Source organism: Methylobacterium sp. WL1, from assembly GCF_008000895.1.
Classification (GTDB): domain Bacteria; phylum Pseudomonadota; class Alphaproteobacteria; order Rhizobiales; family Beijerinckiaceae; genus Methylobacterium.
This window is the reverse complement of record NZ_CP042823.1, coordinates 4,888,492-4,903,633: the sequence shown is the minus strand read 5'-3', so window position 1 is coordinate 4,903,633 and position 15,142 is coordinate 4,888,492. Positions and strand designations below refer to the sequence as shown.

The window sequence follows — 15,142 nt, the reverse complement described above, 5'->3', positions numbered from 1 at the left end:
TAAGGTCCTCTCTACGGATGGTGAACTCAGCCTGCCGGCTGCGGCAGGGCGGGCCGGAGGCTTGAGCTGAGGGGGACGCGGCCGAAGCGGTCAGCCGCGAAGGGCTCAATGGGGAAGCGGGTTCGTCCATCGAGGAGGAGGTCGGCGACGATGTCGCCGATCACCGGTGCAAGGGCAAAGCCGTGGCCGGAGAAGCCGAAAGCATGCACGAGCCCGTCTGCGATCGCCGAGGGGCCGATCACCGGCAATTCGTCCGGCGTGACGCCCTCGATGCCGGCCCAGGCGTGCACGATGCGCGCGTCGCGAAGGATCGGGAACAGGTCGAGAGCCGTGCGGGCTGAATAGGCGAGACGCGGGACGTCGAGGCGCACCTGACCCGTGTCGAGATCCGCCAGGCCCTTGTGGCCGCCGCCGATCATAACGTGCCCGCTCTCGGATTGCTTGAAGGAGAGCGGCCGCCCGGTTGCGCCAACCACGGGTGTTAGGAACGGCGGCAGACTGTCGGTGAGGAGCATCTGGAACGCGTTGAAGCCAAGCGGGATCGCTTCGCCCACCGCCCGGGCAAGGCGCCCGCCCCAGGCACCGGCCGCATTGACGAGATACGGGGCCGCATAGGTGTTCGCGTCCCGGCTCTTCAGGATCCAGCGTCCGTCCCGCCGCTCGGCGTCGGAGATGCGCACGCCCTCCAGGATCTCCGCGCCGGCGGCTGTCGCTGCGCGGCCGAAGGCCTGCGTGGTCCGGAGCGGGACTGCGTAGCCATCGCGCCGCGCGATCAGGCCGCCGACCACGTGGCCGGCGACGGCCGGCAGCAGGCCGCGCAGGGTGTCGGCATCCACGACCTCTTCGTGTCGGAAGCCCAGCGCGCGCATCTGCGCCGCGCGTTCCGCGAGGCGGGCAAGTTCGGCCTCGGTCTCGGCCACCCGCACCTGCCCGACGCTGCGGAAGCCGCAGGTCTCGCCCACCAGGGTGGCGATGCGATGCCATCGGTCGAGGGCTTCCAGCGCGAGCGGCACCTCGGCGACGTGGCGGCCCAAGGTGCGCACGCCGCCGGCCGAGTAGCCCGACGCGTGCGCGCCGACCTGCTGCGCCTCCAGTACGCGGACCCTGATGCCGCGCCGGGCGAGATGCAGGGCGGCCGATAGGCCGTGAAGCCCACCGCCGACCACGAGGACGTCGGACTCCCTCATGCGAACTCTCCACCGTCCAGCTGCGGCGGATACGGCTCCGGCGCCTCCGCGACGAAATTCGCAAGCGCCGCGAGGCTGACGGGCCGGGCCGGCCGGACCGGACCCGCGAGGATGCCATGCGCGCGCAACTGAGCATCGCGGGCCGGATCGGCGGGACGCTCCAGAAGCGCCGCGAGGTCGAACGGATCCAGCCACGCCGTCCCGATAGACTCCGGAAGCGACGCCGGGACCGGGGCTGCGGCAGGCCCCGCCATCAGCGCCTCGGCGGCGGCAGCCCCCTGCCTAACCGCGGCGTCCACCGAGTCCGCGCCGGCCACCCGGCCGGCCACCGATATGCCCGGAACGGTGGTGCGTCCCGCCTCGTCGATAACGAGGTGGCCTTCCGTGAAAGCGCAGCCGAGGCTTGCCAGCAGCAGGGGCTCGTTGGCGCAGACCAGCAGGCGGTCGAAGGGCTCCGGTCGGACGTGGCCCGCGCTCTCGATCCAGAGGATCCCGGGCTCGGCATGCCAGCCAGTCGCCTGCGGGCGCCCGATAAGCACGGCCCCAGGCAGCCGGACCAGGGCTGACTTCCCAGCCGGACCGCCGCCTAGCACGCAGATCCGGAGCGCCACGGGCGCGCTCACGCGGCCGCGTCCTGCGGTTCCCGCGCCAGCTCGCCGACGGTCATCGGCTTGAACGGCGCCCGCGGCCGGAGCGCGCCGACCTCTTCCATCGAGGCCCCGCGGATTTCGGCGATCAGGGCGGCGACCACGGTCCCGCACATGCGGCCCTGGCAGGGGCCCATGCCGGCGCGCAGGAACGCCTTGACCTGGTTCGGCCCGGTGGCACCGAGCCGCGCGGCCTCTCTGATCTGGCCGCCGGTGATCTCCTCGCAGCGGCACACGATGGTGTCGTCCGCGGGCGCCAGCACAGTCGGTGCGGGGGCGTAAAGCCGGTCGAGGAAGGGTCGCAGCGACAGCGCGGAACGCAGGGAGATGCGTGGGGCCGCCGCGCGCGCATCACGGGCCGCGGCATCGAGCTTCCCCAGGCGGTGGGCCGCGTCGATAGCCGCCAGCCGGCCGCTGGCAACCGCCGCCTCCCAGCCACCGATGCCGCCGCCATCGCCCGCGACTGCCACGTTCGGGTGGCTAGTGGCGCCCCACGCGTCGAGGCGGGGCCGCCAGCACAGCTGCCGCGCGTCCCAATCGTGTTCGAGGCCGAGGGCCCGGGTGATGTGCGTCGACGGGATCACGCCCTCGTGCAGGAGCAGCGTGTCGCAAGGCAGCGAACCTCCATGCCAGTGCACCGCCTGGACGTGCACGTCGCCCTCCGCCCTCAGGTCGCGTACGCCCCGCACGACCTGCAGGCCGCGTCGCTTAGCCTCCCGGACGAGCGCAACGCCCTTTCCGAGGAGCCGGCGGCCGGTCCAAAGGCCGCCGGCGCGGAACGCATCCCAAAGCGCGCCGCCGGCACCGGTCTCAAGCAACGTCAGCGGCCCGACCCCGGCACGCAGAAGCTGGACCGCCAGCAGCCAGCACAAAGGTCCCTGGCCGGCGATCACCACAGCTCCCTGCGGAACGGCGCCGGCGGTTTTCAGCAGGATCTGGGCCGCGCCGGCGCTCATCACGCCGGGGAGGGTCCAGCCGGGGATCGGCACCGGTCGTTCCTGAGCGCCGGTGGCCAGCAGCACGCGCCGGGCCGCGAGCTCCAACGACGCCCCACCGGCTTTCACCGAGAGCGCTCCCGTGTCGGGCGCGAGATGCCACAGCGTCGAGGAAGGCCGATAGGCGATCGTCGTGACGCCCCGGAACGACGCGGTGAGCGCACCGCCGGCGTCCAGGAACTCGCCCGCGAGGGCCGGGTCGCCGGAGGCGGATTCAACCGCGCGGAACACCTGCCCGCCCGGGGCAGCCTGCTCGTCGAGCACGGTGACCGAGAGCCCCAGCGCGGTGGCCTCTATGGCAGCGGCCATGCCGGCCGGGCCGGCGCCCACGATGGCGAGATCGTAGCTCATGCGGCCTCCGGGGCATTATGGTGGGGCCGGGCCGCGCGCGGTCCCTGCTGCGGCTCGATGCGCATGCCCGGCGCCACCGGGACCAGGCAGGCCTGGCGGTTGGCGACGCCGTCGATCTCAGCGAGGCAATCGAAGCAGATGCCGATCATGCAATAGGGCAGGCGCGGAGCTCCGCTTACCGGCGTCGTGCGGATCGCCGGTGCGCCGGAGAGCAGCACCGCGGCGGCGGCGGAAGCACCCTCGGGGACGCGGACCACCGCGCCGGCTACGTACACGTCCACCAGCCGGTCCCCCGTGGCGGGGCGGGCTTCAGGCCGCCTTCTGAACATCGAACCGTCTCGCGCTGAAGGGGGACATCTCCGGCGCCAGCGCGCCGGCCGCGATCATCGGGGCGAGCAGGTGCGCATGCGCCCCCGCCAGGGTCACGCCCGAATGGCAATTGGCCAGGAACGCCCCGGGGCAGCGCTCGGACTCGTCGTAGATCGGCTTCCCATCGGGCGACATAACCCGCAGGGCCGCCCAGGCCCGGACGATGTTCAGTTCAGCGATCCACGGGAAGGTCTGCACCGCCCGTTGGGCGATGGCCCGCATGATCGTGGGGGTCTGGCTCAGGGTGTCGAAGCCCATGTCCTCCTTGCTGTCTCCCAGGAGGAGCGAGCCCTCGTCGGTCTGGCGGACGACGTGGGTCGGCAGAGCGAGCACCTCGCGGGTGCGTTCCGTGACGAGGATCTGGCCGCGCTCGGGGCGCAGCGGAGCGGCGAGGCCGACGAGCGGTGCAAGGTCGGCGTTGCCCAACCCTGAGGCCAGCACGAGCCGGGGCGCACGCACGATCGCCGTGCCGAGGCTGACGGAAAAATCGTGGGGCGCCGCCGTGACGGCCTCGACCCGGGCATTCGGCCGGTAATGGCCGCCCGCCCGCTGGAACGCCGCATGGAGCGCGCGCAGGAGATGCAGCGGGCTCGCATGCCCATCGTAGGGGGTCCAGGAGGCGCCCACGACCTTGGGCCCGAGGCCCGGGACCATGTCGCGCAGGTCCGCGACACTCAGCATGCGGTATTCGTAACCGGCATTGCCGGCCTCTCTGCGGAGCTGCCCCATCAGCGCGTCGCGCTGCGCCATCTCCGCGTCCGAGAAACAGAAATGCAGGCCGCCCGGCTGGTGCAGGCCGACGCCGATGCCAGTAGCCTCGGACAGATCCTCGGCGAGCCCCGGCCAAGCCTGCGCCGAGCCATGGGTCCAGTGCTGGTAATGGGGTGCGCCCAGGCCCTTCGACTGGACCCAGATCAACCCGAAATTGCCCCGGCTGGCCCGGTGGGCGATGTCGCCCTCGTCCAGCATCAGCGTGGACAGGCCTTGCCGCTGCAGCCCGTACGCGATCGCCGCGCCCACGAGTCCGCCGCCAACTACGATGGCGTCGCGCGTCTCGTCCTGCAGCGTCTGTGTTGCCGAAATCATGCGCGGCGCTCCCCGGTGAGGAGGCGGTCGATCGGGTAGAAGCGATCGAGCACCAGGAGGACCAGGGCGGTGCCGAGGATCAGGGCAGCCGACACGGACGCGACCAGCGGGTCGGTCATCTGGTCGATGTAGTTGAACAGCTGCACGGGCAGCGGGTTGGCGGACGGGGAAGCCAGGAACAGGCTAACCGTCAGCTCGTCGAAGCTCGTGACGAAGGCCAGGATCCAGCCCCCCGCGACGCCCGGGGCGATCAGCGGCAGGGTCACCCGACGAAACACGGTCAGGCGCGAGGCCCCGAGGCTCTCTGCGGCGCGCTCGATCCGCGGATCGAGCCCCGACAGGCCGGCCCCGACGAGGCGCAGCATGTAGGGGGTAATCACGATGACATGCGCGGTGACCAAGCCTGAGAAGCTGCCCGAGAGGCCAAAGCCGGAGAAGAAGCGCAGCAGCGCAACGCCCAGCACCACGTGCGGAATCATCAGCGGCGAGGCTAGGATCGCCACCAGAGCCCCGCGGCCGGGGAAGCGCCACCGGGCGATCGCCAGAGCTGCCGGCACCGCGATCAGCGCGGATAGCGTGGCGGCCGTCACGCCGAGGCGCAAGCTGAACCAGAAGCTTTCCAGGAAGCGCGGGTTGTCGCCGATCGCGCGCCACCAGCGCAGGGAGAGCCCGTTGAGCGGCAGGGCGAGGTAACCCTCCCCGGTGAAAGATACGCCGATCACCACGAGCAGCGGTGCCAGGATGAAGGTGAGGAACAGCGCGTGGAAGGCCAGCGCCAGGGGACCGTTGCGGCTCATGCCCTGCTTCCTCCCTTGCCACCTTCCGCGACTTCGCCCAGGCGGCGCATGGCCCGCGTCTCAACGAAGCGTGTCCAGATCAGCGTGGCGGTGAGGATCGCCACCATCAGCAGCGTCGCGAGCGCAGCGCCGAGCGGCCAGTTCAGCGTGTTCAGGAACTCGTTGTAGGTCATGCTCGACACGACCTTGAGGCGCTTTCCCCCGAGCATGGCCGGGGTCGCGAACGCCGAGGCCGACAGGCAGAACACCATCAAGGCACCGGCCATGATGCCCGGCATGACGTTCGGGAGGACGACGCGGCGGAACACCGTCAGACGGCTCGCCCCAAGGCTGAAGGCCGCGCGCTCCAGCACCGGATCGAGCCGACCGAGACTCGCCCACACGGACAGGACCACCAAGGGCACCATCACGTGCACCAGGCCGATCACCACGGCGAGCTCGGTGAACATCAGGCGGAAAGGCGCGCCTGGCACACCGAGGATCGTCAGTACCTGGTTCACGAGCCCGGTCGTGCCGAGCAGCACCATCCAGCCGAAATTGCGCACGACCACCGACACGAGCAGTGGCCCGACCACGATCAGCAGCATCGCACCGCGCCAGCGCGGAGCCATGCGGTAGATGATCCAGGCTTCGGGCACGCCAACCAGCAGGCAGATCGCCGTGGTCCAGAGTGCGATACGCAGGGTCCGCAGCAGCGATTCCGCGAACAGGCTATCGGTCAGCAGGTCGCGGTAATTCTCCAGGCCCCAGCCGGGCAGGATGCCCTTCTCGAAGTCGAACCCGTGCAGGCTGAGGAGCAGCACGCCACCGAGCGGCAGCAGCAGCGCGCCGGCATAGACGACGAGGGAGGGCGCCGCGAGAAGCGCAGGGGTCAGGTTACTCCGGCCGTTCATGCGCGTTCGAGCCGGCGCAGGCTGTGGGCATCCCAGTCCAGCGTCACCGGGGCACCCTCGTCGTGCGGCACGGAGCCGGTGTTCTGCAGCATCACGGCGAAGCTCCCGAGCGCCGTCTCGACGGCGTAGAGCCAGAAGCCCCCTAGGAAGAGGCGCGACTGCACCCGCCCGCCGAGCCCTGCGGCCCCATCATTGCCGATGCGCAGGCGCTCCGGCCGGATGGTGAGCAGGATGTCGCCCTGGCGATCGGCCAGGTCCGGCGGCAGGGCGAAGCGATGCCCCCCAGCTTCCGCCTGGCCGCCCCCCGCGCAGGCAGGCAGGCGGTTGCTGCGTCCCAGAAAGTCGGCGACGAAGTCGTCCGCTGGGACGTCGTAGGCCCGCCACGGTGCATCGATCTGAACGATGCGGCCGCCCTGCATGATCGCCACGCGGTCGCACAGGGCCATCGCCTCCGACTGATCGTGCGTGACCAGGATCGTGGTGACGCCGATCCTGCGCTGGAGTTCGCGCAGCTCGACCTGCATCTCCTCGCGCAGCTTCGCGTCGAGGTTCGAGAGCGGCTCGTCGAGGAGAAGCAGGCGTGGCTCGATTACTAGGGCGCGCGCTAGTGCGACCCGCTGCTGCTGGCCGCCCGACATCTGCCGCGGGAAGCGGTCGGCGAGATGGGCGAGGTGGACCAAATCGAGCGCCTCAGCGACGCGCTTTATGCGCTCCGCCTTCGACACCCGACGCATCTCCAGGCCGAACGCCACGTTCTCGGCCGCGGTCATGTGCGGGAACAGGGCGTAGGATTGGAACACCAGCCCGATGCCGCGCTTGGCCGCCGGCACCGTGGTCAGATCGCGCCCATCCATCGTGATGCGGCCGCGGCTCGGGGCCTCGAAACCGGCTATCATCTGCAGCGTGGTGGTCTTGCCGCAGCCGGAGGGGCCGAGCAGGCCAAGGAACTCCCCCGGGGCTACCGAGAAGCTGACCTCACGGATCGCCGTGAAAGCCCCGTAATCCTTGCCGATTCGGTCGAGGGTGAGGAAATGCGGGGCGGCCATCAGCGCTCGACCTCGCGCTGCCAGCGGCGGGTCCAGTCAGCGCGGTTGCGGTTCACCACATCCCAATCGAGCCCGATGAGGCTCTTCACCTGATCCTCACCGTAGATCACCCGGTTGGCGACCTCGGGGGGCAGTTTGGTGGCCGGGTTGGTCGGTCCGGCGCCGTACTGGGTGGCAAAGGCCAGTTGCACGGCCGGCGAGATCATATAGGCCAGGAACTTGTCGGCCAGGGCGGGCTCCGGGCTGCCGGTGACGGCGCATCCTGCGGTCATCAGGACCACGGATCCCTCCTTCGGCCGCACGATGGCCAGGGGGAAACCCGCCTGCTGCATCGCTGCGACCCGCGAGGAGCCCCAGACTGCGAGCCAGATCTCGCCGGACTGGAACATCTCGCTCATCTTGCCCGGGCTGCTCTCGTAGGCGAGGACGTTCGGGTTGATCTGCTGGCGCAGCACTTTGAGGCCCGGCGCAATGTCGGAATCGCTGCCGCCGTTGATGCGCGAGACCATCGCCAGGGTGTGGACGCCGTACGTATTGTCGATGCCCGGGATGGCGATGTGCTGCCGGTATTCAGGCCGGGCGAGGTCCATCCAAGACGTTGGGACCGGTAGGTTCTTCTGCGCGAAGACATCCTTGTTGTAGGCGATGCCGGTGAAGCCGAAGCCGGTGCCGACGGCCTGATCGCTCGCAAGGCGGGCGATCGGGTACACGGCGTCCCGGGTGGTCTCCGGCAACGGGCGGCAGAGGCCGAGCCCGGCCGCCTGGACCATCGGACCGTCGTCCAGCACGGCGACGCCGATGGTCTGATTGCCGCGCTGCGCCTGCATGCGGGCGAGATTGTCGGACGAGTTGCCGGTCAGGTAGTCGATCCGGACATTGTTCTCACGTTCGAAAGTCGGGATCACGCTGGAGCGCATGACCTGCTCATAGCTGCCACCGTAGCCGGCAACGGTCAGGCGCTGTTCGGCCACGGCCGAGGAGGCCGCCATGCTGAGCACGGTGGCCGTCGCAGTAAAGAGACCTAGTGTCGACCGCAACATTGCTTGCCTCCGTGAGCAATCGGAAAGCTATTCATGGGCATAAAACGAGCACGTCGCTTCCGGCCTGAGCATCTCCGCGAATTTCCAGCCCCGAATGCTTCACAGCGTGCGATCTCTTGACGAGGGACGCAAATTCATAATTTTTGTCGTTTCATTCCTTTCAGTAGCGAGTTGCAGGATTTTGGATGACCCCGAGCCGGCTTCGCCAGCTAGAAGCATTCCGTGCAGTCATGCAGAGCGGCTCGGTCAGCCGTGCGGCGCAGCGGATGTTCCTCTCACAGCCGGCCGTCACGAAGCTGCTGCGCGGCCTGGAGGACGAGACCGGATTGCCGCTCTTCGATCGCTCGCGCCGCCATCTTCAGCCGACGCCGGAAGCCGTGAAGCTGGAAAGTGACGTCGCGACCTTGTTTGCGGCCGCCGACCACCTGGATCGCACCATCGACGATATGCGGGGGGTCGGAAGCGGAGAGTTGCGCGTCGCAGCCATGCCACTGATGGGTCTGTCGCTTATTCCGCGGCTGCTAGCGAAGTTCGCCCGGGAGGTGCAGCCGGTGCGGATATCGCTCGTGGTGGCGAGTTCGCGTGAGGTCCATGATCTGGTGCAGGCCGGCAATGCCGACCTCGGGTTTGCCCTGCCGGTCGGCCGAAGCGCCCTCGTCGCAGCACCACCGATCGACCTGCCTGGACTTGTTGTCCTGCCACCCGGGCATCGCCTCACGCGGAACAAGGCGATTCCGCTTTCTGAGCTGCATGACGAACCCTACATCTCACTCGGTCGGCAGTACCGCCTTCGCGATCAGGTTGACGAACTCTTCACTGTCAACGGTGTCGTGCCTCGCCTTGTCGCGGAGACGCAGAACGCGGCAGCCGCCTGTGCCATGGTCGCCGCTGGCCTCGGCTTCGCTGTAGCGGAGGCTGTCACTGTGAGGGCCCTAAAGGGACAGGTTGTCGTGCGGAGATTGCAGCCGACTGTGACGTTCTCGGTCACTGTACTGGGAAGCCCTGGGCGCCCGCTATCAGCCGCCGCCCTGTCCTTCCTTAAACTGGTCCGCAGCGACTTAGATAACTGATCTTCCACTTAATGCGCTGCTCATTTTTGTTGCATCGGCGATTAAAACAGCAAATCTAGTTGTTTTATTATATTAAAAGCAGACGATCGATTGCATATTTTAACAAATCTTTGTAGTTTTGTAGCATGAAATTGGACGGATTGGGCAGTTATTCCGCAGCTTGCTATTACGCGTCCACATTGCGTCGGCAGGGACTCTGTCCGCTTCTATGGCACCCTTGCTTCGGGACGATTGTCTCTTCCAAACCTCTCGCCTCAGTCCCCACGAACATCAAGCTTCACGCGCTAGCCACTGGCGCAGTTTGGTCCACCGCGGCCGTGTGTTGCCGCCGCGGACCGCGATGCCCAGCGCCTTGCGCTGCCCGAGGAGCACGACCAACCGCTTGCCGCGCGTCACGCCCGTGTACAGGAGGTTCCGCGCCAGCATCGTCCAGTGCTGCATGGCCAGCGGGATCACCACCGCCGGGTACTCCGAGCCCTGCGACTTGTGGATGGTCGTGGCGTAGGCCGGCACCAGCGTGTCGAGTTCGCCGTACGGGTAGACCACCTCGCGCCCGTCGAAATCGACGATCACCGCGCCCTCGTCCTCGTCGATGCGGGCGACGGTTCCGAGATCGCCGTTGAACACCTCCCGGTCGTAGTCGTTCTGGCTCTCCATCACCCGGTCGCCGGGTGAGAAGCGCCAGCCGAACCGCTCCACCGAGATGGCGGGGTTCGGGTTCAGCACCGCCTGGAGTTCGTGGTTGAGGTTGCGCGCGCCGAGCACGCCGCGCTGCATCGGGGTGAGCACTTGCACGTCGCGCACCGGATCGAGGCCGAAGCGCGCCGGGATGCGTCTGGTCACCACCTCGATCAGCGTCTCCACCGCCGGCTCGGGCTCGTCGATCTCGATCAGGTGGAAGTCGCTGTCCGCGCCCCGAGCAGCTGGCTCGGGCATCTTGCCGGCGTTGATCCGGTGCGCATTCACGACGATCCGGCTCTCGGCCGCCTGCCGGAACACTTCGGTCAGCCGCGCCACCGGGATAGCTCCCGAGGCGATGATATCCGCCAAGACCTGCCCGGGCCCGACCGAGGGCAACTGGTCAACATCGCCGACGAGGAGCAGCGCCGCGTGCTCCGGCACCGCCTTGGTCAGGGCGTTCATCAGCGGCACGTCGACCATCGAGGTCTCGTCGATCACCAGCAGGTCGCAGGCGAGCGGGTTGTCCTCGTTGCGCGAGAAACCGCCGTGCTTCGGGTCGATCTCCAACAGGCGGTGGATCGTCTTGGCCTCGAGCCCGGTCTGCTCGGTCATGCGCTTGGCCGCCCGGCCGGTCGGGGCGGCAAGCAGCACCTGCACGCCCTTCGCCCGCAGGATCCGCAGGATCGTGTCGAGGGTCGAGGTCTTGCCCACGCCCGGACCGCCGGTGATCACCGCGAGCTTGGCGCCGAGCACCCGCCGCACGGCTTCCCCTTGCGAGGGCGAGAGCGTCTTGCCGGTCTTGTCCTGGACCCAGGGCTGAGCCCGGGCGAGGTCGATCTCCGGCCAGGGCGGTGTGCCCTTCGTTCGGCGGAGCAGCCGCTCGGCGATCATCCGCTCGGCGGCGTGCAGCCCAGCCAGGAAGATGCACGCCTTGTCGCCGAGGATGTCCTGCACGACCTCGCCGGTCTCCAGCACGTCGAGCAGCGCCGAGCGGATCAGCGCCGCCTCGACGCCGAGCAGCTCGCCCGCGAGCTTGATCAGTTCCGCAACCGGTAGGGCACAGTGTCCGCCGTCGGTCGCCGTCTGCAGGGCAAACGAGATGCCCGCGCGCAGCCGCTGCGGCGCCTCCGGGGTCAGCCCGAGCTTCATCGCGATGGCGTCGGCGGTCTTGAAGCCGATGCCGCGGATGTCCTTGGCCAGCCGATAGGGATCCTCGGTCATGACCACGATGGCGTCGTGGCCGTAGGTCTTGAAGATCCGCACCGCCCGCGCCGTTCCGACGCCGTGAGCGTGCAGGAACAGCATGATCTCGCGCACCGCCTTCTGCTCGGCCCAGCCGGCGATGATGCGAGCGGCGCGCTTCGGGCCGATGCCGGCGACCTCAGGCAGCCGCTGCGGCTCGGCCTCGATGATCTCAAACGTGCCCTCGCCGAACGCCGCGACGATGCGCTTGGCCATGGCCGGACCGATGCCACGCATGTGGCCGGAGGCGAGGTACTTCTCGATGCCCTCCACCCCGGTGGGCGGCGTGACCTTGAGGGTGTCAGCCTTGAACTGCACGCCGTGCTGGCGATCCGTGTGCCAGATGCCGGTGGCGGTGATCCACTCGCCAGCCGCGATGGCGGGGGCATGCCCGATCACCGGGACGAGATCGCGCTTGCCCCGAGCCTGGACCTTGAGCACGCAGAAGCCGGTCTCGGGGCTGTGGAAGGTGACGCGCTCGATGGTGCCTGCCAGCGCCTCGACGGGCTGACCGCGTTCAAACTGCCGCGGTCGCCCTCTCTCAGTCATGGGATACGTCCAGGCACCGTTCGCTGACGCTTCAAACCGCTACTGGCTCGAAATCTCGGCGCAGACGGGCAGCGACTACGAGAAGATCGGCCAAGCCTGATGAAGGCACAATGGCGACGCGTTGCCCCGCTCGCGAGTTCACCAGGTTATCCGCTACACCTGACGACCCGCGGTCTCTCTGCCGCAGGAACACGACAATCCTGCTCTGGTTCGTTGATCGAGATCGACGAGCGGGAGGGCAAGACATGGCGCAAGTGCGCGGATCTACGGTCGTGATCACCGGCGCGTCGAGCGGCATCGGCCGTGCCGCGGCTTATGCCTTTGCTGCCAGGGGTGCCCGCGTCGTTCTCGCTGCCCGTCGTGCCGATGTTCTCGACGATGTCGTACGCGAGATCCGGGACGGTGGTGGCGCGGCGATCGCGATCCCAACCGACGTGACCGACACCGACGCTGTCTTCGCGCTGGCGGAAGGCGCGGCGAGGGCGTTCGGTGGCATCGATGTCTGGATCAACAATGCAGGTGCGGGGGTATTCGGGCCGCTCCTCGACGCTCCGCTCGACCTGCACAGACAAACGATCGAGATCAACCTAATGGGTGCGATTCACGGTGCCTATGCCGTGCTGCCACACTTCCTGCGCCAGAGGCACGGCACGCTGATCAACACGGTCTCGATGGGCGGCTGGGCCCCGACGCCGTTCGCGGCAGCGTACACCGCAAGCAAGTTCGGCTTGCGCGGCTTCTCGGCCAGCCTTCGCCAGGAACTTGCCCGGCATAAGCACATCCACGTCTGTGGCGTGTTCCCAGCAATCGTCGATACACCCGGTCTGGAGCACGGGGCCAACGTCACGGGCAAGACGCTCAATCCAGGCCACGTCTACTACGCGCCCGAGGATGTGGCCGAGGCCTACCTGCGCTTGGTTCGACATCCCCGACACGAGATGGCGGTCGGCTGGCCGGCCCGCCTCGCCCAAGCCGGCTACGCGCTTGCGCCCTCGCTGACCGAGCGTGTGATGGGCGCAGGATTCCGCCTCGCATTGGACCGGGCCGATCCAGGATCACGGACCCATGGGGCACTGCGGGAGCCGATCCCACAAGGAACGAGCGCTGACGGCGGCTGGCGGGCACGCAAGGGTGTACCGTCGGCGGGGACGATGAGTGCCGGGCTCGTTTGGGCCGGTGTCGGCGCCGCCGTTTTGCTTGGCGTCGCCCTGAGCACGCGGAAGGCCCGATAGCGGATTGTATCCTCGTCTGCTCAGGCTGGGATCCGGGAGCCATCAACCGCGCTGAGCGTCGATCCTGGAACGATGTCGCCCCGCCGCCGTGGCAGACGTGCGAGCAAACCTGGCGTTCGGCCATGGAGCGGGCGTTTTGACAGGCGTTAAGGCGTGCGCGGGCGGATGTCCGCCGCGCCGGGGATCCAGCGGGTCCCGACAACAATCTGCCAAGACCGCTTGTCGCTCGCCCTACCGTTCGCCCGGCTTGAACGGGGGTTCCTTGCCCGGCGGCACGCCTTCCTCGGCCATACTCAGCAGCATGGCCACCGTCACGTAGGTGCCGGTGAGTGTCGTCAGGTCCACTACGCCCTGCTCACCCAGCACTTCCTTGGCACGATCAAAGGTCTCGTCCGAGACTGCATGCTGCGTGGAAAGCTCCATGCAGAAGTCGTAAACGGCCGCCTCGTCGGGCTTCATGCCCTCCGGCCGCTTGTTAGCTTTAAGATCCGCCGCCACCTGCTCGGAGAGTCCCGCTTTGATCGCCAGCGGGTAATGGGCGTACCACTCGACCTGCGAGCGCCAGAGGCGGCCCTGGATCAGGATCGCGAACTCATTCAATCGCGTCGGCACGGAGGTGTGCCAGCGCAGGTAGTCGAGCAGGTCGTACATCCGCTGAGCCATCTCGGGGCTTCGGATCATCGGGTTGTACGGGCCGGCAAGTCCGACGCTCGAGACCTTCATAATCTGTTCGCCAACCGGACGCTGAGCAGGCGTAAGCTGCTCGAGGGTTAGCTGCGGGAACCGCGGTGGGTGGTCGGATGATCCCCAGGAAGTCTGGGCAAACAGCCAGCCGCCTGAGGCCGCGACGACAGCCAGCGCCACGGTCTGGCCGGTTTTAAGCACGCCCATCGAAGTTCCTCCAAACGCGCGGACTCGTCTCAGCGAGCCGTCGTGCTCCAGCATAGTCCGCCAAGCGTCAGAGAAGATCCAGCAGATCCCTTTTGATCCTGAGGTCCGTTGTTATGATGGCTATAACCTTCGCGTTTTTTGACACTGTCGTGCCGGTCGGGCGGCGGTGAAGTTTGGGTCGCGGCGTACGGTCAGATCCGATGCCTGCTGCACACCCGCTCGACGGCATTACCGCTATCCTCAGGCCGCGTGTTGAAGGCGATCGGAACTGTCGGCGCAGCCTCCCGAGCTACGTTGATAAGGACTTCGAATACCGCCAGGTGCCGCGGCCAGGAACGCACGCCAGCGCCGATCACGAGGCAGTCGTAGGAGCCGGAAGTGAGCATCTGCCGCAGGATCGGGCCGGCTTGATCGTCCGGTTGTATGAAGCACTGCTCAGCCGCCCAGCCGCGGTCGCGCATATCCTTAAGCGCCACCTCGATCCCATGGTGGATCTTCTCGGCATTTAGTCCGTGCGGGAGAGCTGGGTCCGAGAAATCGACCGAGTCAGGTTCATAGCCAACCATCAGAACACGCATTGGACTCTCCGGCTTCGGCCACCGGACTGTGCCGGTCGCTCCGCCAGCTAGCGGTGATGACGGCGGCTGCAAGGCATAACGCTCAGGCTTGGGACATGCGGCCCGCCGCTCGTAGAGGCTTACAGACCCGCCTTTCGTGTTGCAGCCGTGTTGCGTGGAGCACCCGCAAGCGCCTCGGCTCGCGTCGTAAGCCATTGTAAATTAACGATCGGTGTTGCGGCGTGTTGCGCGCTTAGAATGCCGTATACAGGCCAAGAAAAACCCGCCAAGTCATTGACTGGGCGGGTGAATTGCTGGCGACCCCGGTTGGGCTCGAACCAACGACCTGCCGCTTAGAAGGCGGCTGCTCTATCCAGCTGAGCTACGGAGTCTGGGGTGCCAGCAGGCCCAGAAGCCACGGGCTTGGCCGAGGGTCAAGCGTCTGCGGCCGGTCCGGGGCGCCCCGATGGGGCAGCCGGTCGGCGTGGCAGCGAGCGCGTTCCGTCGCC

The 15,142-nt window shown here is 67.9% G+C and carries 14 protein-coding genes and 1 tRNA gene; 2 read left to right on the top strand and 13 right to left on the bottom strand.

What is annotated here, in order from left to right; all coding sequences use genetic code 11:
* Positions 1-26: 26 nt before the first annotated feature.
* Genes FVA80_RS23870 through FVA80_RS23830 form a run of 9 tightly spaced genes read right to left on the bottom strand, consistent with a single transcriptional unit; the run spans position 27 to position 8,411 of the window.
* On the bottom strand, positions 27-1,187 hold the full coding sequence (locus FVA80_RS23870; RefSeq protein ID WP_147907914.1) for an FAD-dependent oxidoreductase: 1,161 nt from the start codon (positions 1,185-1,187) through the stop codon (positions 27-29).
* Positions 1,184-1,810 carry a hypothetical protein gene (locus FVA80_RS23865; protein ID WP_147907915.1) on the bottom strand — a complete coding sequence of 209 codons (627 nt, stop codon included), beginning with the start codon at positions 1,808-1,810 and terminating at the stop codon, positions 1,184-1,186. Before FVA80_RS23865 ends, FVA80_RS23870 begins: the two co-directional genes overlap by 4 nt.
* The gene (locus tag FVA80_RS23860; RefSeq protein ID WP_147907916.1) at positions 1,807-3,180 is read right to left on the bottom strand and encodes an NAD(P)/FAD-dependent oxidoreductase; all 1,374 of its coding nucleotides are present in this window, start codon (positions 3,178-3,180) and stop codon (positions 1,807-1,809) included. The genes FVA80_RS23865 and FVA80_RS23860 overlap by 4 nt, the downstream gene beginning before the upstream one ends.
* The gene (locus FVA80_RS23855; RefSeq protein ID WP_147907917.1) at positions 3,177-3,509 is read right to left on the bottom strand and encodes a (2Fe-2S)-binding protein; all 333 of its coding nucleotides are present in this window, start codon (positions 3,507-3,509) and stop codon (positions 3,177-3,179) included. Before FVA80_RS23855 ends, FVA80_RS23860 begins: the two co-directional genes overlap by 4 nt.
* Complete coding sequence (locus tag FVA80_RS23850; protein WP_147907918.1) at positions 3,490-4,635, bottom strand: FAD-dependent oxidoreductase; 1,146 nt, start codon at positions 4,633-4,635, stop codon at positions 3,490-3,492. Before FVA80_RS23850 ends, FVA80_RS23855 begins: the two co-directional genes overlap by 20 nt.
* Positions 4,632-5,432, bottom strand: coding sequence for an ABC transporter permease (locus tag FVA80_RS23845; protein WP_147907919.1), 801 nt, complete (start codon positions 5,430-5,432; stop codon positions 4,632-4,634). Before FVA80_RS23845 ends, FVA80_RS23850 begins: the two co-directional genes overlap by 4 nt.
* Entirely contained in the window at positions 5,429-6,325 is an 897-nt protein-coding gene (locus FVA80_RS23840; protein ID WP_147907920.1) for an ABC transporter permease, read from the bottom strand. Before FVA80_RS23840 ends, FVA80_RS23845 begins: the two co-directional genes overlap by 4 nt.
* Positions 6,322-7,371: an ABC transporter ATP-binding protein gene (locus FVA80_RS23835; protein WP_147907921.1), complete on the bottom strand. Its 1,050-nt coding sequence runs from the start codon at positions 7,369-7,371 to the stop codon at positions 6,322-6,324. The genes FVA80_RS23840 and FVA80_RS23835 overlap by 4 nt, the downstream gene beginning before the upstream one ends.
* Entirely contained in the window at positions 7,371-8,411 is a 1,041-nt protein-coding gene (locus FVA80_RS23830; RefSeq protein ID WP_147907922.1) for an ABC transporter substrate-binding protein, read from the bottom strand. The genes FVA80_RS23835 and FVA80_RS23830 overlap by 1 nt, the downstream gene beginning before the upstream one ends.
* A 185-nt stretch (positions 8,412-8,596) precedes the next feature.
* Here FVA80_RS23830 and FVA80_RS23825 point away from each other — a divergent pair, with 185 nt between their 5' ends.
* Positions 8,597-9,481 (top strand): LysR family transcriptional regulator, encoded by an 885-nt coding sequence (locus FVA80_RS23825; protein ID WP_147907923.1) that lies wholly within the window; start codon positions 8,597-8,599, stop codon positions 9,479-9,481.
* Between the two features lie 270 nt (positions 9,482-9,751).
* Here FVA80_RS23825 and FVA80_RS23820 read toward each other — a convergent pair whose 3' ends face one another.
* Entirely contained in the window at positions 9,752-11,953 is a 2,202-nt protein-coding gene (locus tag FVA80_RS23820; RefSeq protein WP_147907924.1) for an ATP-dependent RecD-like DNA helicase, read from the bottom strand.
* 245 nt (positions 11,954-12,198) lie between these two features.
* Between FVA80_RS23820 and FVA80_RS23815 the strand changes: the two genes are divergently transcribed.
* Positions 12,199-13,185, top strand: coding sequence for an SDR family oxidoreductase (locus FVA80_RS23815; protein ID WP_147907925.1), 987 nt, complete (start codon positions 12,199-12,201; stop codon positions 13,183-13,185).
* A 231-nt stretch (positions 13,186-13,416) separates the two neighbouring features.
* Here FVA80_RS23815 and FVA80_RS23810 read toward each other — a convergent pair whose 3' ends face one another.
* From FVA80_RS23810 to FVA80_RS23800, 3 genes are all read right to left on the bottom strand, one after another.
* Positions 13,417-14,076 (bottom strand): carboxymuconolactone decarboxylase family protein, encoded by a 660-nt coding sequence (locus FVA80_RS23810; RefSeq protein ID WP_147907926.1) that lies wholly within the window; start codon positions 14,074-14,076, stop codon positions 13,417-13,419.
* Between the two features lie 191 nt (positions 14,077-14,267).
* Positions 14,268-14,654, bottom strand: a complete 387-nt coding sequence (locus FVA80_RS23805) for a hypothetical protein (protein WP_147907927.1) — start codon at positions 14,652-14,654, stop codon at positions 14,268-14,270.
* Between the two features lie 294 nt (positions 14,655-14,948).
* Positions 14,949-15,025 (bottom strand) — tRNA-Arg (locus FVA80_RS23800).
* Positions 15,026-15,142 lie beyond the last annotated feature (117 nt).